This is a genomic window from Enterococcus sp. DIV0876 (assembly GCF_050529585.1).
In the GTDB taxonomy this organism is placed as follows: domain Bacteria; phylum Bacillota; class Bacilli; order Lactobacillales; family Enterococcaceae; genus Enterococcus_D.
The window spans coordinates 565,001-582,661 of the sequence record NZ_CP172882.1 but is presented as its reverse complement, the minus strand read 5'-3'; the positions used below and the strand labels follow the sequence as shown (position 1 = coordinate 582,661).

Genomic DNA, 17,661 nt, shown 5'->3' with positions numbered 1-17,661 from the left:
CGTCAAATCAAACGACCGCCAACAGGGTGCAAGCACCTCTGTTGGCGGTCGTTTGATTATTTTACTGTTTGGTCATCTTGCAGCAGTCTTTGTTTTGCTTGGATTTGGCGTGCAATCTCCGCCTTGATCTTACGTTCTGGTGCAAAGCGTTCTGACCAATCATCCGGTTTCATCACCTTATGGGTTTCCGGATGATAGTGCGGCTGTCCGTCAGGAAATAATTTGCCCATATTGGCTTGGTGGACAATTGCTAACAATGGATCTGGATCGATCCCCATAAGTGAAAAAGAGCCATACGTGAAATACAGCAAATCGCAAAGAGCGTCCACTTGTTCCGTGAACGTGTCTTCCGTCTGTTGCGCTTTGACCCTGAGCTTTTTTTCGGCTTGATCGATCGCCCGATGCAGATCAGACAACCCTTGAGAAAATTTCTCCTGGTCATTGTCACTGGCCGCATAAATAAACTCAACGATTTCTTCAATTTTGAAACCGCCTCGAAAGACCGCTTTTTCATAAGAAAAAGGTTGCGGAACTGGTGGACAGGTTGGATCAAATGTTTGGTGAAATTCTTCGGTCATGTCAAATGGACGCATCTATCTTCCTCTTTTCTGGTTAAAGATTCCTGGCTTGGTTTCAGAGATGGCATCGATAATGCCATAATGAATCAATGCTTGCTGAATACCATCTTCATTATTGGAGGCTGTGACATAATCAGCACTCTCTTTGGTCACGTTTTGCGCATTGCCCATCGCCACACCAATCCCCACGCCTTCTAGCATCTCAACATCATTGAAATGATCGCCAAAAGCCATTGCTTCTTCCATTGCAATCCCCTCATACGCGAGAAATTCTTTGATTCCTCTTAACTTTGATCCTCTTTTGGGCACAATATCCACTGAATAGGCATTGGACCGTTTAAAGTCGCATTGGGGCAGTTTACTGGTCAGCTTATCCTTCTCTGACTCTGGGCTCAACATGATACATTGATAAATCGGTTCCCGCAAAATATCCAATGACTCATAACGTTTCGCATTGCGATTCGGACTAAATCGCTGTAACATTTTTTTCATAAAACCGACAGGAAATTTTTTTGGTACAAATCGTAAATAGCGCTGCATGATCGGCGATTGACTCAAACGAATCGTAAAACTGCCCGCTACCTGGGTTTCGCCGCCAAACATCACTTGACGATAATTTTCATCCGCATAGTCAACGATCGTCTCTAACGTTTGCTTAGAAAATGGTTTGGCATAAATCAAACTTTCATTTGTATAAACATATTGACCATTGTAGGTAATAAACATGTCTAGAGACAGATAATCAATGACTTTATCCAACTCGACTGGTCCTCGTCCTGTCGCAATACCGCATAAGACGCCCTTATCTTGCGCCTGTTTGATGGCTGCACGGGTACTGGCCAGTGCTTTGCCATTATCGGCAATCAATGTACCATCGATATCAAAAAAAATTGCTTTAATCATAAGACTCCTCAAAATAACTCCAATTGGTTAGGATTCAATGCTTCATAAGCTAATTGCAGCTTGCTGATCATTTCTTGTGCATTATCCGCTGCATCTCTACCTGCATTGTTATTGAAAATCACTGCTGTTTCTCGGGCGTTGGCAGCTACCGATCGAATGGTATTTGCCAATTCATTGATTTCGTTCTCATTGTAGCGATATAATGTGCGCACATGCTTCGCTTCTGGTCCAGTCGCTGTCCAACCGCTATCATTCCGTCCATGAAAGCGACACAAAGCAAACGCTGGGTTTGTGACCGCAGCATCCAGCGGAATCGTCGTCGACAATCGTTTCGGTTGGTCTACTGCTACCAATGAAAATTGTTTCTTTGTCATATACTCAATCATTGAAGGGTAAAAAGCTGGTTGGTACCAACTGATATCCCGCAACTCGATCGCCACAGGATAATCGGCAAACCACGTTCTTACTTGATCTAAATACGCCACATTCTGTTTGGTACATTTGAACTGATTGGGAAATTGCGCCAATAGACAATATAATTTCCCGGCTTCAACCATTGGTGCAATCGCCGTTTTGAATAGTCTCAGAGATTCTTCCAATGTGATTCCTTCAGGCAGCTCACCTTGGGTCGTGATACTTTGATGCACTTTGAGCACAAAGCGAAAATTATCAGGTACTTGTGTCAACCAGTTGCGTACATCTTTTTCTTTAGGCAAAAAATGATAGGTGGTATCCAACTCTACAACCGGAAAATAACGGGCATATTCAAATAATTTAGACGTTTTTCTGTCCACCAGACGACCGTGTTCACTAAATGTCGTACAGCCGATACGAATCATTTTACCGCCTCCCTTGTCTTCTCATTTCAATAGTATACAATAGTTTAGAGTGAAGCGTAAATAATTAGTGCAGGTGATGAAAAAATGAAACGAATTCTTGTATTGCATACTGGCGGAACGATTGCCATGAAAGAAGATACCCTAACAGGCGGGGTCAGTCCAGACGTCAGCAACCCACTGATGGACGCACCCATCCACATCGATGAAGATGTCGAATTGATCGTTGAGGATATCTTTAATCTGCCTAGCCCCCATATGACGCCAAATGAAATGCTGCAGCTAAAAGAACGCATTCAGTTGGCGCATATCAGTGGTATAGACGGTGTCGTGATCACCCATGGAACAGATACTTTAGAAGAAACAGCCTTTTTCTTAGACACAACGATCGGCAGTCAATTGCCAATCGTGGTCACTGGGGCGATGCGTTCAAGCAATGAAATCGGCAGTGATGGTCTATATAATTTTGAAAGTGCGATTCGCGTCGCTAAGTGTCCAGATGCCTTAAATAAAGGCGTCCTTGTTGTGATGAATGATGAGATCCACTCCGCACGGTATGTGACTAAAACCCATACGACCAATATTGCCACCTTCCGTACACCTACGTTAGGGCCAATCGGTTTGGTGACCAAACATCGGATTATCTTTATGCAAGAATTATTGAATAACCACCAAATAGATGTTGATCGTGTGGACGGCCTCTTCCCTATCGTGAAGGCATACGCTGGCATGACAGGAGAACTCTTTGAAGCTTTGGCTGAATCCCAAATCGATGGCTTAGTGATCGAAGCCCTTGGTGCGGGCAACTTGCCACCACAAACCATCGATCCCTTAAAGAAACTGCTCGCTCGACACATCCCAGTTGTGCTGGTTTCTCGCTGTTTTAATGGGATCGCCGAGCCAGTTTACGATTACCCAGGAGGCGGAATCGAATTACAACAGCTTGGAATCATTTTTTGCAACAGTATCAATAGTCAAAAAGCCCGTATCAAATTGTTGATTGCCAAAAACCGCGGACTTACATTCCCAGAATTGACCGCTTTTATGGAAAACTAAACAAGCAAACGCCCTGCGCTCTTAAACAAGAACGCAGGACGTTTTTTTATCGCGGAATCCAACTAAAAACAGCCTCGCAATAGGTTACATCTGCAATTTTGATTTCATGCAAGGATTGTAAACGGCGCACTTCTCCTGAATCCAATACTTGCGCTTCATTGATTTGGACATGACTATCGATCAAATTGCCATAAGCGACTTCCCGATCAAATCGAATCGTCACTTCTTGTACTTGGTTTTTCGCTAGAAAATCATAGCCCAGCACATCCAAAAGCCAATTGAAATAAATGGCGTTATTGACATGCTGATTGCTGTCGATATCATAAAAGCGCACACGATATGGCAAAGATTTGCCTTGTGTGATCGGATCGATCTTCGGATAGCGTTTGATTCGTTTGATTTTCTCGCTGCCAAAAGGTGCAACGATCTCATCAGGTACGCTGCTGACCTTACGGGTTTCAGGATTCATCAATGCAAAGACGGCCTCGATTTTGACCAATTCATTTCCTTGTTCATCTAATAACCAAAAGTAACGATAGCAAAAGAACTTATTGTATTCCTTGGCTTGGGTCACGACTTGAATCTGCTCCCCCACTTTTGGCAATCTGGTCACCAGAATATGATAACTCGTAATGATCCAAGTCAATCCATATCGACCGATCACTTCGGGGCCACGATCCAACTGTTCACTTTGTTCCTCCGATGCTTTGATAGCGACACCCAGCATAGCGGGAAACGTCATCGTTTGATTGATATCACACTCATAGTACGCAACTTCATGCGTTGTTTGGTACTTGTTTGCCATTAAAAAACTGCCTCCTAAAAACGATTCAAGATCTCATCAACATTTGGTCCATAACTTTCGCCAAATTGATTTAAATGAACCAATAAATAATATAACTGATAAATCGGCAAGCGTTCTTGCCAGCCAGATTCCAACGGAAAGACCTCTTGATAGCCTGCCAAAAACTGATCTTGAAAACCACCGAATAGTTGCGACATCGCAATATCCATTTCCCGATCCCCATAAGAAATTGCTGGATCAAGAAAAACCGGGGTTCCCTGTTGGTCAAATAAAACATTGCCTCGCCAAAAATCACCATGCAAGAGTGAAGGTACGATCCGACGCTGTTGCCAATTGGCGGATATCCATTCTTTGAGCCGTAAATAAGCCGTTTCTCTTTCATGATTCCAGCAATTGCCTAGTTTAGCCAACTCTACTTGCACATCTAATCGGCAAATCGTGTAAAATTGCACCCAATCGGTGGTTTGAGAATTGACTTGCGGCAAAAATCCAATATAATTGTCCACTTCTAACCCAAAAGTTGACTGTGTTTGCTGATGTAAATAAGCCAAGCCACGACCAATATCCCGATGATCGCCAGATCCTTGTTCGATCCACTCTAATTGCAAGAAAGCGCCCCATGGACTCTCACCAAGCGACTGTACTTGTGGTACCCGAACATAAGGAGCCAACGCCTGCAGACCTGCTGCTTCCGCTGCAAAAAAGGACTGTTTGACACCCGGATGGGTCTTTAAGAAACTAATTGTACCATTGTCTGTCAAACGGTAGGTCTGATTGACATCCCCGCCACCCAGAGGGAGCAAAGACCCTTTCAACCCAAATTCCTCAAGAAATGCTTCATTCATTGCAATCCCATCCTTTACTCAGTCAAGTGTGCAACCAAATACGCTTGTTCTTCTTTCCCCAGCTTTAGGCCCGCTTCAATGTACTGATCCACTGTGCCATACAGTTCTTTGATCGTTGCCAAGCTTTCATTTAGAAAACTCTCCTCCGCACGCATCAATACAGAAATCGTGTTCAACACATCGTCCTCTAGGTGCTTGGTCATCGGTTCAAACTTTGCTTTCAGCATCGGACCTAAGTAACGATTGGTAGCCAAATAGTCCTGTTTGATCGTATCAGGGGCGACACCTAGGACATGCAGCAATAAGAAAGCACCGAAACCAGTACGGTCTTTGCCGGCTGTACAATGAAATAATGTGGCGCCAGACCCGCTGGCATTTTCAATCACATAATCAAAAAATTGGCGATACTGCTTACAAGCATGGGGACTTTCAACAAAATGCCGATAAACCTTTTTCATCTGTGCTTCTGCATCTTCCCCGTCTTCAAGGCGCTGCTTCAAACTTTCAGGCGACAGTGAAACCATGGTTTCATCTTCTCTAAAAATCGGCAAGAACACTTCCTTTGCGCCTTTGATCGGCTGATCAGGTTGTGCTTGGCTTTCGGTCAATGAACGAAAGTCAACTACTTGATTGACACCATAATCCGCTAATTTGTCTTGGTCTGCAGTTGTTAGTTCATTGATTGCTGCACTGCGAATCAGTTTTTTGTCTTTGATCACAGTGCCATACTTTGTGTCGTACCCACCCAATTCTCTGACATTTATTGCCTGTTCTAGTTCGATCAATCGTGACATCTTCCATACCTCCCGAATGTTTATAATTAAAAGTATAGCAGAAAGATTGCAAGAGAGGTAAGAAACGTTCATTGTTATCATCTCAGCTGACAAATAAACCGATGGTTACTACCCTCCCTCCGGTCCGCTAGTACTGTTCATCATCTATTCGTCTACGCTTGGCTTCGCCTACAGTCGCTTCTAAACATAGACCGTTAAGAAGGACTTGCATGGCTTGCTTTGCAAGCCAATCATAGTGATTCGAGACGATGGTTACTACCCTCCCTCCGGTCCGCTAGTACTGTTCATCATCTATTCTGGCTTGCTTTGCAAGCCAATCATAGTGATTCGAGACGATGGTTACTACCCTCCCTCCGGTCCGCTAGTACTGTTCATCATCTATTCTGGCTTGCTTTGCAAGCCAATCATAGTGATTCGAGACGACGGTTACTACCCTCCCTCCGGTCCGCTAGTACTGTTCATCATCTATTCTGGCTTGCTTTGCAAGCCAATCATAGTGATTCACAGCAAAAAAGAAAGACCACACGTAGTCTTTCTTTCTCGTTTATATGATTTGATAAAATTATTCTGCGTCGATCACGGCTGCTGTGTCATTCAATACAGAACGGTCCAGTTCATTGATGCGACTGCTTGTTACCACACCAGCAACCATACTATCGCTGACATTCACTAATGTACGTGCCATATCGATCAATGGTTCCACAGAAATCACAAGTCCAACGATTGCTATCGGTAGGTTCATCGAGCCTAAAACGATCAACGAGGCAAATGTTGCGCCACCACCGACACCAGCTACACCAAAGGAACTGATTGTCACAACGGCAACTAATAGCAGAATAAATTGCCAATCAAAAACGTTGATTCCCACAGTTGGTGCAACAATCGTCGCCAACATGGCTGGATAAACGCCGGCACATCCATTTTGACCAATCGACAAACCAAAACTGCCCGAAAAATTGGCGGTGGCTTCATCGACACCCAATGCTTTTGTTTGTGTTTCAATATTTAATGGCAATGCGCCAGCACTAGAACGAGAAGTAAAAGCAAAACTCAACACTGGCAGAGCTTTTTTGAAATAAGTCACAGGATTGACTTTTACAGCAATCAAAAGCAAGGAGTGGATCAACAGGACCAAAATCAAGGCTGCATAAGAAGCTAAAATAAATTTACCTAAGTTCAAGATCGCTGCAAAATCACTAGATGCCAAAACATTGGTCATCAATGCCAAGACACCATAAGGCGTTAGACGCAAAACCAAAGTTACGATGCGCATCACGACTTTGTATAAACTATCCATCAAGTTGGCAAATGTTTCTGCTTCTTTTGGTGATTTTCGTTTCACACCCAAAAAGGCGATCCCAACAAAGGCAGAGAAAATCACTACACCGATCGTACTGGTCGATCGCGTACCAGCAAAGTCAGCAAAGACATTGCTTGGAATAAAGGAAACGATTTGTTGCGGGATCGACAAGTCTTGTACTTGTGTCGAGCGTTCTGCAAGTTCTGCAATGCGGGCAGTTTCTGTGGCGCCTTCAGTGAAGCTGGCACCATCTAAACCAAAGACCATTACCATGGTGATACCGATCAAAGCAGCAATGGCTGTCGTTCCTAACAATGTTGCCAGAACAGTAAAACTGATTTTCTTGATTTTTTCGCTTTCTTTCATCTTGGTAAATGCACCCACAATGGAAACGAAGATCAAAGGCATGATCAGCATTTGCAGCAATGCCACATAGCCACTGCCCACCATCGTGATCCAATCCAATGATTGTGTCACCACATCAGATCCAGTACCAAAAACCAATTGCAAGATACCGCCAAAGACGATACCAGCAAACAACGCACCAAAAACCCGGGTAGAAAATTTCACGTGGCGCTTTTGTAACAAGTAGAACCCATAAATAAGGGCAGCAAAAATAAGTACAACAATTACGGTTAACAGATTTGTCATTTGAATCCTCCTCGAATAAAAATAAGATGACAAAGTCTGTCAAAGGAAGTAAAGGTTCCCAGTGACCATTCTTCAACAGTTCACTCTAATGAGACGTGTGACATCATTAGTGACCTTTACATTTTAAAGAAGTTTTGGAAATCTTACAATAAATAAGTTTGCTGAATGGGTCTTTTCTTAGAAGAAAACGCCCACAATCTAAAATAAATCACAAAAAAGTGTTCTTTTACTCAATCAGAAGATTGCGGGTGCCTTTCTTATCGAACCATTGCTCGTTTCTGCGTCTCAAATGATGTACAGGAATGGACGAATAAAGGATTAGTACACCTGACAAAATACATTCGTATGCGTAATCTCATTGATGATGCATTGTTTATCGATGGCACAAAAATTCTATCTTTTAAAATACATCTTTTATCTGATATGTTTATTTTTCTGTTAATTAGGTTAGTAGGATGTTAGATAGTTTGGATATAACAACTTCGACCGTCACATCTTTTTTGTGGCGCCTTTTTAATTTATTCGACTAATTGCTGTTGGCTAGTCCTCTTCTATGGTTATACAAATTTGCTTTACAATTGATCCCTGATTGACCCTTATTTCGTTCAAAGAGGTTGGTTTCGGAAGACGCATGTCATTTTCCATATAGACCTTAGCAACCATTTTTAACGCTTTCTGGGCCATCTCCATAGCAAATTTCATGTCGTCAGATGTAGAACCTGAGTACGCCTCTTTTATGTCAGGAAACTCAATATAATAACCTTCAGGGGATTCTTTTTTGAAAATTGCAGGGTATGTAATAGTCTTGTTTTTCATTCTAGTAACTCCTTTAGGCCTTTATAGAAAGCAAATATAGTTTTATTCTGATAACAATTTAATCCGTATATAGTTTAAATGCAAATAAAATGATAAACGGCAATCAATATAATTAAGTTGGCAAAACGAGCAATTAAAATACCAAAATATACGAAAAAAACAAAATACACTCAAAAATAAATTATTTTCGAATGCATTTTGTTTTTTTCAAGGACGTCACTATCTAACTTATGTCACGCCCTCTACTTCATCTCTATATCGTAATTGCAGGGCAAAACTTGCAACGATTGTTTAAGCCAATGCCCCCATTGGGTCCCAAGGCGCCAAAACTTTTGGTTCAGCTTCAAAAGCTGCCAATTGTTCTGGTGATAAGAATTCTTTGCGGACAACGATTTGATAGGTGTATTCATCCATCCATTCATCGCTCATCACGAAGAACCCGTCAGTACCGACTTTTTCTCCCCAACTATTTTCGACTTTCCATTTGGTTGATTCGCCATCAATGATATCCACACCAGTCAAGACCATGGCATGGGTCATCAAACTTTCTCCAAAGTCTAAACGTTCTGCTTTGGTCATGGTAAAGTCAATATCAAATAAATCGTTCATATCATAGGCATCAAGTGCCATGATCCCTGAATCCCTTGTTGATGATTGGCCTACGTCACAACCAAACCAGACAGATTCTCCTTGTTCAAGTTGTGCGATCGCTAATTTCTTAAAGGCTGACATATCAACGTTTAAATATTTGACCTCTTTGCCACCTACAACATTGCCTAACATTTCAACTGTATAAGATTTGTCATAAGGTTTGTCTGCAGTTGGTGCATTGATAATACTTACATACTCATCCAAATCAACACCCACATATTTGTCATAAAAGCTTTGTGGTGTTAGGTCACGGTCGATATGGTAATTTTTGTCTTCATCGCGGTATTCGAAGTCAAAGGTTTCAGGCGGCGTACCTAAAGAAGTTGCTAAGAAATTGTAGACATCTTGCAGCATTGCTTCCTTGGCTGTTTTAATTTCAGCCTCTGTTTGACCAGTTTCAACAAGTTTGCGCAAAGCAACAGCGTCTTTACGTAATTTTTTGTTCAAATAGCTGTTTAAATCACGGGAATTTGATGAATTGCTGCTTTCAGGCATAACAGATTTTGGCACAACACCATATTTTTGGAAAATCGATACGATCATATCCCATTGTCCACCATCTTGTTGCGGGGTTTGCAATAAGAAAGCAACTTTGCGGCTCGTCACAGGTTCTGCCGCTGTGGCCAAAATATTTTCATAGAAATAATTGGCTTTTTCGTATTTATCCCAAAAGAATGTATAGTTTTGAGACAATTCGAAATCTTTGAGTTTGAAATTATTCAACATTTTATGACGGAAGGTATTCAACGCAGCAAACATCCAGCAACGGCCAGATTGTTTTTGGTTGGATACTTTACCCGTGGTTACGTCCACAGAGAATACGGGCACATTCACGATTTTGGCACTCATGTTTTCTGCAGAAGCTGTGATCCCATTTTTGACCACACCTCGTTGCAAAGCGTTTTGTTTATTGTTCTCTAGATAAGCTGCTGCAAATTCAGCTGTCGTTTGTTTAGAAATTTCTGACATATTACTTCATCCCTTCACATTTCGTTCCTTCCATTCTACGCCTCCCAATAAAAAATGACAACCGTCCAATCAAAGAAATCAGGATTCCTTTGACTACACAATTGTCATTTTATACAAACGGTCACATGAAGACCATCAAAGCCAATAAACCGGATAAAACAAAAGACAAGCTATTTTCAAAACGGCCGTATAGCTGACGGATAGGCTTGCTGGCCAACAGAATCGTCAATAATACACTCACCAGCAACAAGGTCACAAAGCCCAACAGCGACAGGTTTAAATCCATGATATTCAATGCACGTAAGCCTTTGATAAAGATTCCTTGTAACAAGTAAACCAGTAGCGTATTTTTGCCCCATTTCGTGAAGAACAGCTTTTCTCGGGGAACAATACGCATAAACCCGACGATTCCCATCAATCCAATCAAGAAAAAGACTGCTCTTAACGGACCGCCAAATAACGGATAGCTCAAATAGTCTTCATATGGTTTTGACCCAAATACCATATATTTATTCATCCCATGAAATAACGAGATAAAGAGATAGATGATCGGCAAGAAACTCAAACTAAGCCAACGCATCTTAGTCTTTTGCAAAAATGCCATATCATTTTTAGGAAAATAGAAACCAATAATAAAAAATGGCAAAAAAACAAATGTTCGTTGCAAGGTCAATATTTGATTCAAGAAGGGCAAGTATCCTGCACAAATACTGAGGACAATACTGATAATGATTGCTTGTTTAGGCGTTATCCTTTGAAAGAAAAACAGGGACAATTGCCAAAAGAACATACTCAACAAAAACCACAACGCCCATTGGGGATTGAGCAATTGAATATTCGGTGTTTCTCGTAATCCAATCAGCCAATAATAGATGATATAAAAAACTTGGAAAAAGAGATAGGGCAGCAGAAATCTTTTGACCAGTACCTTGATTTTCGATCCCTTTGTCAAAGGTTTTGCAAAATAACCAGATATAAAGACAAAAGCCGGCATATGGAACGTAAATATAAAATAATACAGATCATGATAAAATTTACGGTCCCCAATAAAGGATTGCAACAAGTGGCTAAAAACCACCAAAATCATCAATAAAAATTTTGCATTATCAAAGTAAGCCGTTCTTTGCGATTGGCTCATAAAAGTTCCTCCTCAATAGATTCTCTCACAATAGTTTACGGGAAAGATGCTTTAAGTTGGTTACAAAACGATGTATTTTAAACAACAAAATAAACATATTTCTTACTATTGATTGCCTTTTTGTATATTTTGTATTAATATTGATAATACAAAGGAGTGAGCACACATGATTTTTTCCATAGAAACACAAAGTAATCTGCCCATCTATCAACAACTCCGCGAACAAATCATTATTGGCATCGCCAAAGGTGAACTCATGCCTGGTGAGCTGTTACCATCCGTGCGTCAGCTTGCTAGTGAGATTGGCATCAATACGATGACCATTTCCAAAGCCTATAATTCATTAAAGGAAGAAGGGCTTCTGATCACCGATCGCCGCAAAGGAACAGCTGTTGCTACGCCCCATCCCTTGACTGAAAGCGAGTCTAACGTATATCTGCACAACTTAGAAGTCCAATTAGCAGCTGCTTTAGTACACGGTAAAAGCAAAGAAACACTTGAACAAGAGTTTCATCAGTTACTCGCACAATTTACTGAAAGGAGTGATTCAAAATGAACTTGATTTTTTTCTTCCTCGCTTTACTGATTTGCGGTGTTTTTTGGTTTAGTCTGCGACTTGTTAGTAAGCCGCATAAATACGTGTTGCTGGAAAACACATTGGCACCCCAACACATCGATGACCCTGCAGTACATGCTTTAGTCAAAAGCTATCGCCGACGTGTGATGCAAATGATTGCTGTATTTAGTGTAGCAAGTCTTGTTTTTTTGTTCAATCTATCTGACTCGATCACGATAACACTATTCTTCCTCCATCTTTTTGCACTGATTGGTTGCGGGCAACTTTTGCTCATCCATTATATTGGCAAAATGCGCCAATTGATTGCTGACAAAGACTGGCTCTTGCCAATTGACGCAGTAAGGATCGATACGAAAGTTGTCCAAGAAAAAAATCGCAACATCCTGCCATTGGTCAGCTTGATACCCGCTTTGCTAGTAATGATCATCAGCTGCTTTTTCAGCTATCAACTTGAAGATAGGACAACAACACTGCTGATCGGCGTGATCAATAGCTTGATGTTGCTTTTATTCGTCGGCTTATGGTGGACGATCAGAAATTTACCGGTTCGAGGTGTTTCAGGTGATTCCCGTATCGATCAGCAAATCAATGATCTAACGAAATATTATTGGTCATTGATGATTGTTGTTTTAGCAACAGGTATCAGTTTGCTTACTTCTGTCCCACTCTTTTCGCTACATGCTGCTGGTATTTGGGGAACCTTGATGAGTTACCTGTTTATTCTTTTGACAGTTGGTTTAATAGGCGCCACCTTTGTTCTACTCTTGCGCCTGCGCAATAAACAAGACCAGCTTTTGAACCAAGCCAAAAGGCCAAGATACCATGGAGATGACATCTATTGGCGTTATGGCATCTATATCAATCCGAACGACGCCAGATTATTTGTACCCGATCGGGTGGGGATGAATATCGGTATCAATTTAGGCAAACGCAGTGGCCAAGTCATATCGATTGCTACCTTGATCCTCCTCATTGGCGTGATGTTGATTGCCATCGTGCCATTGTATCAATTGGATTTCACGCCAGACGCCTTACAGGCCAAGATCACAGATGAACAAGTTGTTTTTTCAGCGCCTATCACAGCAAAAACTGTGATTCCCATCGACTCGATCGAAGAGGTCGCATTGGTTGATACCATCCCCACACCGATCGTCAAAAAAATAGGCACCGCAACCAATGATTATGCCACTGGATCATTCTTGGTGGATGGCCAAAGTGCTCGTTTGTATGTTGATTTTCAAGCTCCGACATTTCTCAAACTTCGAACAAAAGAAACCATTGTTTACTATACGAACAAGGATCCAGAAAAAACAATTGCCCTTTACCAGCAATTGATTGATCAAGAATAAATTTTGCCTTATACCAATAAAAAATCACTGGCTGCGGTTTGTTTATACCGTCAGTCAGTGATTTTTGATCAGCAGTCGCTTTTGATTTTTTACGCAAAAAAAAATAGATCGATCATGATCTAAAAAACTCCGGCAGTAGGACTCGAACCTACGACATCATGATTAACAGTCATGCGCTACTACCAACTGAGCTATGCCGGAAGAATCTATAAGTACTATACCAAATAGTCTGATAATTTAGCAAGTATATTTTTAGATTTTCGTTCATATTTTTGGATCTTATTGCTTGCGATAGACCCAACATGATTTTTGGATAAGAGCACCAAAATCTGTTTGACAAAGGATGCACTTTACGGTATGCTATATCTTGTGTTAAATAACATGCCGCTTTAGCTCAGTTGGTAGAGCGCATCCATGGTAAGGATGAGGTCGACGGTTCGAGCCCGTCAAGTGGCTTTGGTAGGACAACGTTTTCGAGACGTTGTCTTTTTTTATTGGAAATCAGTAACGAATTTAGTAACGACTTTTTTCAGTTTATCTATACGTAAACAAATTCATGAATAGATAACATTGTTTTGACATCGGGATGTCCTAACTATTCAGATGTAACTTTTTATGATTCTCGTATAACTAAGAAAAATATAGCATGTGTACGCCACACTTGATGAAAAGTCATTCTTTTATCCATAAAATTTTGATAAATATGGTTTTGTAACTTTGAGCAAAAGAACAATTTGCATTTAAAAATAAAAATACATTAAAAATATTCATATTTTCACATAATATTGATCATATTCTCTTAATAATGATTATTAAACTAATTGCAAGCGCTTTTTTGATGTGCTAGAATACTCTAAATGATGTTTAAAAAGTAAATTTTTGATCATAAGGAGGAATATATGAATTTATTATTGACAAAAAAAAACTTCCGTAAATACTTTTTTCTCTTGACCTCATCAAATATAGCAGATTCTATCTACTATATAGTTCTAGTAACTTATGCAAGTTCTTTATCCAATCCAGCATTTGCCATAAGCCTTGTTACACTTTCAGAAACATTACCTGAGGTATTTTCCCCTTTAGCAGGCTCTTTCGCAGATAACATAAAAAACAAGTATAATACCCTGAAACTACTCACGCTTTTAAGAATACTATTCTATCTAATCATTTCAGTTCTTGTTCTGAATCACTCGATGTTCCTTCTATACTTGATGTGTATACTTAATTTTTTCTCTGATATTTGCGGAAAATTTTTTCGTACTCTCTTAGTTCCATACATTCCACATATTTTGACAGAAGATGAAATTGAAGAAGCTCAGGGACTACTCGGTGCCAATTTCCAACTAATATCTATTCTTGCCAATTTTTTTGGTGCTATTTTAATTTCTATTTTTTCATTCTCTGGGATTTCTTTGATAAATGTAAGTATCTTTTTCATTTCACTTTTTCTTGTCTTCTCTATGAGACAATCTTTTAAAGATTTTGAACAATCCATTAAAATTAAGAATGATTCCATTCAATTGGAAGCAGTTTGGTCACATCTAGTCCATTCTTTGAGGATGCTTTATTCAGGAAAACATTTTTTCTTTCTAGCAATTCAATTTAGTTTTATCAATGGAATCTTAAATTTATTGGTTCCCATTATTTCAATCACACTTGTTGTCAACCAAGATTTAATTGTAACTAACTATTCAATCAGTATTGCTTTATTTCAAGGAACAATCAGCCTTGGAATTATACTAGGAGGGATTTGGTTGATAAAATACTTAAAAAGAATCAAACTAATTAAGTTGATGCCTTTCATCTACTTATCTCTGTTTTCATTGTATTTTTTCTTAATAATTCAAAATGGATTAGCAATTGGTTCTTTTTTTCTAGTAATTGGTTTACTAATTGGCGTTGTAAATCCAAAGTTTAGTCACATGACACTTACCACATTTCCTAGGGAATTACTTTCAACCATTTCGGGAAGTTGTGCGTTATTATTAAAGGTCGTGACGATTATAAGCAGTCTCTTGTTTTCAGGCGTTTCGGCTAGCGATGATTTGAATAGTATCTATTCATTTTACATTGTACTTGTTTTTCTTGGCACATTGTCTGGCGGAATTTCAATATATCTTGTCAATAGAAGAAGTGAAACTTTGAAAGGAGATAACTGATATCAATGACTTCACCTAACGAATTTTCAATACTTTAACTCTACATCAAACTTTATTTAATTCGATAATTTCATCTACAAAAGTTAAATTCTTTGGACGGTGCGTGATCATAATCACTATTTTATCTTTGAATAAAGGATATATTTCAGATAAAAGTTTAGTCTCAGTCGCTTCATCTAATGCGGATGTAGCCTCATCGATCACTATAAGCGTAGCATTAGAAAAGTACAATCTCGCAAAAGCGATGCGTTGTTTCTCACCACCAGATATATTGGCACCCTTTTCTCCGATCGTTGTATCTAATCCATTTTCTAGTGAATCATAAAAAGAACGCAACTGGCAATTTTCCAAGGCTTGTTTTATTTTCGTATCTGTTACAGATTTATCAAAAACGATATTCTCTCTTAGTGTTCCTTGAAAGATAGGCGCGTCTTGTGATAGATAAAATACATGATCATAATAGGCATTTAAATTATACTCACCTAAACTTCTTTGATTAACGAAGATTTCACCTTTAGTAGGTTTGAATAATCCTAAAATAAGCTTCACTAAAGAAGATTTTCCCGCTCCGCTTTCTCCAATGACCCCGTAAACACGATTGGTCTTCAGCTCTAATTGAAAGTCACGTAGTATTTCCTTATTTTCTATTACCAAATTTAAATCACGGATACTTATACTCGTCATTTCATCCAGTGGCTCCCCGTCTCTCACTAATCCGTTATCGTTTGGCAGGTCAAAAAATTCCGTCAGTCTTGTATAAGTAACCTTATCTAAATGATATTGAACAAAAATAACATTGAAAATGGCCACTGGTGTATATACTCGATCAATATAAGTTATTAAAGCAACTAAACCGCCTAAGCTCAATGTAAGCACATGCGTAAAAGTAAGTATGACGATCACCAATTTAATCAGTGCGACGAGTAACGCGAAGAATCCAAAGAAAAATTCATGAATCAGTGTTAGTTTTGTCAAATCATTCGTAGTCGAGATGGCTGTATCATGATATTTACTGATTTCTTTTTTATATCTTTTGTTTACCCTAAAAGTAACCATTTCTGTTATACCCCGAATCAACGTACTGTTCATTATCTCCTCAGAAATAAGAGAACGTTCTTTCACTGTTTGTAAAAAACGCAACAATACTCTCGTGATAACATAAACCAAAATATAACCAATGAGAATGATTGGAATGAGTTTTATATCAATCAACGCAATAAAAAACAAGCTAAAGCATGTTTCCGGAAGTAAATCTCGTAACAATCTGCCATAAAAATGTACATGTATATTTCTCCCTGCATTGGCACCCGCTTCAACCCTTTGCAATAAAGAACCAGAACCAATTTTCAAATATTCTACATATGCAATTTGACTCATTTTTTCTAATGCTAGTTCTTTAAAGTAAAAAAATATACCATTGTCTAATTGGGTTCTCGGTTTTTTCTCAATATACGCAAGTATCGGAATAATAATAAGTGTCAAGGCATAAATAAATAAGTTTGACCTATCCAATATTCCACCAAATCCATCCAATAATTTTTGAAAATAAAAAATATTGATTGCGCTCAAAAATGAGAACAGCACGCCTATGCCTATATAAATAAACATGTCCTTTTTAAAATGTTTCCAAATCTCTAATTTCATTCTTTCCTCCTTTTTGACACAAAAATACTGAACAGATAAAGTTGAAACGACTATCTGTTCAGCAGTCTGATATCAATATGTTATTTAAACCTTACTTTGCTTTTGGTTCTCATTTCACAACCAGTACAGTACACTTCGAGTGATTGACCACATAGTCAGTAGTTGTGCCCACAACCGCACGAGTCAACGTGCCTTTCCCTGTAGCACCAATAACGATCAAATCGATTGGGTAGACCTCTGTTGCTGCATGAATAATAAAACGTTTAGGATCTCCTACCTCAACAATCACTGCGACATCCTCTACGCCCTGATTATTGGCATCATAGATTTTCTTTAACATTTCAGTTTCGACTTTGGTCTTTTCTTGTTCAAAAACCTTGGCAAAAGCGTACGCGCTCGTCGATAATTCAGCATTATTGATCACTGAGAGGATAAACAGTTTGGCTTTATTGCTGCGACAAATAGCAATTGCCTCTTGAAAAGCTTTTTCTGACTGCTCTGACCCATCTAATGCAACAAGAACATTGTGACAATTTGACAACATAGTAATCCCCTCCTTCACTTCCATTTTAACAGGAATCTACGTATAT

The 17,661-nt window shown here is 39.5% G+C and carries 16 protein-coding genes, 2 tRNA genes and 1 pseudogene; 6 read left to right on the top strand and 13 right to left on the bottom strand.

All coding sequences use genetic code 11. The features are described 5' to 3' along the window. Positions 1–56 precede the first annotated feature (56 nt). From IGI41_RS02750 to IGI41_RS02740, 3 genes are read right to left on the bottom strand one after another with little or no spacing between them, the layout of a single operon-like run. A complete protein-coding gene (locus IGI41_RS02750; RefSeq protein WP_430611190.1) occupies positions 57–593 on the bottom strand; it encodes an HAD family hydrolase in 537 nt (178 codons plus the stop codon). Beyond that, entirely contained in the window at positions 594–1,481 is an 888-nt protein-coding gene (locus IGI41_RS02745) for a Cof-type HAD-IIB family hydrolase (protein ID WP_430611188.1), read from the bottom strand. A gap of 8 nt (positions 1,482–1,489) precedes the next feature. Continuing rightward, the gene (locus IGI41_RS02740; RefSeq protein ID WP_430611186.1) at positions 1,490–2,320 is read right to left on the bottom strand and encodes a DUF72 domain-containing protein; all 831 of its coding nucleotides are present in this window, start codon (positions 2,318–2,320) and stop codon (positions 1,490–1,492) included. Positions 2,321–2,404: 84 nt separating this feature from the next. Here IGI41_RS02740 and IGI41_RS02735 point away from each other — a divergent pair, with 84 nt between their 5' ends. Further along, positions 2,405–3,373, top strand: coding sequence for an asparaginase (locus tag IGI41_RS02735; RefSeq protein WP_430611185.1), 969 nt, complete (start codon positions 2,405–2,407; stop codon positions 3,371–3,373). 46 nt (positions 3,374–3,419) lie between these two features. Here the strand turns inward: IGI41_RS02735 and IGI41_RS02730 are convergent, their stop codons facing one another. From IGI41_RS02730 to IGI41_RS02715, 4 genes are all read right to left on the bottom strand, one after another. Continuing rightward, the gene (locus IGI41_RS02730; protein WP_430611183.1) at positions 3,420–4,178 is read right to left on the bottom strand and encodes an acyl-ACP thioesterase domain-containing protein; all 759 of its coding nucleotides are present in this window, start codon (positions 4,176–4,178) and stop codon (positions 3,420–3,422) included. 14 nt (positions 4,179–4,192) lie between these two features. After that, the gene (locus IGI41_RS02725; RefSeq protein WP_430611182.1) at positions 4,193–5,023 is read right to left on the bottom strand and encodes a fructosamine kinase family protein; all 831 of its coding nucleotides are present in this window, start codon (positions 5,021–5,023) and stop codon (positions 4,193–4,195) included. A gap of 14 nt (positions 5,024–5,037) precedes the next feature. Then, complete coding sequence (locus IGI41_RS02720; RefSeq protein ID WP_430611180.1) at positions 5,038–5,817, bottom strand: tyrosine-protein phosphatase; 780 nt, start codon at positions 5,815–5,817, stop codon at positions 5,038–5,040. 562 nt (positions 5,818–6,379) lie between these two features. Then, positions 6,380–7,768: an L-cystine transporter gene (locus IGI41_RS02715; protein ID WP_430611178.1), complete on the bottom strand. Its 1,389-nt coding sequence runs from the start codon at positions 7,766–7,768 to the stop codon at positions 6,380–6,382. 255 nt (positions 7,769–8,023) lie between these two features. Here IGI41_RS02715 and IGI41_RS02710 point away from each other — a divergent pair. After that, a pseudogene (locus tag IGI41_RS02710) lies at positions 8,024–8,167 on the top strand (transposase); the annotation flags it as partial. 141 nt (positions 8,168–8,308) lie between these two features. On the opposite strand, the gene IGI41_RS02705 reads toward IGI41_RS02710, so the two are convergent. The 3 genes from IGI41_RS02705 to IGI41_RS02695 all read right to left on the bottom strand — a co-directional run bounded on the left by IGI41_RS02705 (position 8,309) and on the right by IGI41_RS02695 (position 11,342). After that, positions 8,309–8,584 carry a type II toxin-antitoxin system HicB family antitoxin gene (locus tag IGI41_RS02705; RefSeq protein ID WP_430611176.1) on the bottom strand — a complete coding sequence of 92 codons (276 nt, stop codon included), beginning with the start codon at positions 8,582–8,584 and terminating at the stop codon, positions 8,309–8,311. Between the two features lie 291 nt (positions 8,585–8,875). Beyond that, the gene (locus IGI41_RS02700) at positions 8,876–10,204 is read right to left on the bottom strand and encodes a C1 family peptidase (RefSeq protein ID WP_430611174.1); all 1,329 of its coding nucleotides are present in this window, start codon (positions 10,202–10,204) and stop codon (positions 8,876–8,878) included. 121 nt (positions 10,205–10,325) lie between these two features. Beyond that, entirely contained in the window at positions 10,326–11,342 is a 1,017-nt protein-coding gene (locus tag IGI41_RS02695) for an acyltransferase family protein (protein ID WP_430611172.1), read from the bottom strand. Positions 11,343–11,508: 166 nt separating this feature from the next. On the opposite strand from IGI41_RS02695, the gene IGI41_RS02690 reads away from it, so the two are divergent. Both IGI41_RS02690 and IGI41_RS02685 read left to right on the top strand, forming a co-directional pair. After that, complete coding sequence (locus IGI41_RS02690) at positions 11,509–11,898, top strand: GntR family transcriptional regulator (protein ID WP_430611170.1); 390 nt, start codon at positions 11,509–11,511, stop codon at positions 11,896–11,898. Beyond that, positions 11,895–13,268 carry a PH domain-containing protein gene (locus IGI41_RS02685; RefSeq protein WP_430611168.1) on the top strand — a complete coding sequence of 458 codons (1,374 nt, stop codon included), beginning with the start codon at positions 11,895–11,897 and terminating at the stop codon, positions 13,266–13,268. Before IGI41_RS02690 ends, IGI41_RS02685 begins: the two co-directional genes overlap by 4 nt. A 127-nt stretch (positions 13,269–13,395) precedes the next feature. Here IGI41_RS02685 and IGI41_RS02680 read toward each other — a convergent pair. After that, a tRNA-Asn gene (locus tag IGI41_RS02680) sits at positions 13,396–13,469 on the bottom strand. 182 nt (positions 13,470–13,651) lie between these two features. Between IGI41_RS02680 and IGI41_RS02675 the strand changes: the two genes are divergently transcribed. Next, positions 13,652–13,724, top strand: a tRNA-Thr gene (locus IGI41_RS02675). Positions 13,725–14,167: 443 nt separating this feature from the next. After that, positions 14,168–15,427, top strand: coding sequence for an MFS transporter (locus tag IGI41_RS02670; protein ID WP_430611166.1), 1,260 nt, complete (start codon positions 14,168–14,170; stop codon positions 15,425–15,427). Positions 15,428–15,472: 45 nt separating this feature from the next. On the opposite strand, the gene IGI41_RS02665 is transcribed toward IGI41_RS02670, so the two are convergent. Together IGI41_RS02665 and IGI41_RS02660 are read right to left on the bottom strand one after the other, a co-directional pair. Further along, positions 15,473–17,071 (bottom strand): ATP-binding cassette domain-containing protein, encoded by a 1,599-nt coding sequence (locus IGI41_RS02665; protein ID WP_430611164.1) that lies wholly within the window; start codon positions 17,069–17,071, stop codon positions 15,473–15,475. Positions 17,072–17,180: 109 nt separating this feature from the next. After that, complete coding sequence (locus IGI41_RS02660; RefSeq protein WP_430611162.1) at positions 17,181–17,615, bottom strand: universal stress protein; 435 nt, start codon at positions 17,613–17,615, stop codon at positions 17,181–17,183. Positions 17,616–17,661: the final 46 nt, after the last annotated feature.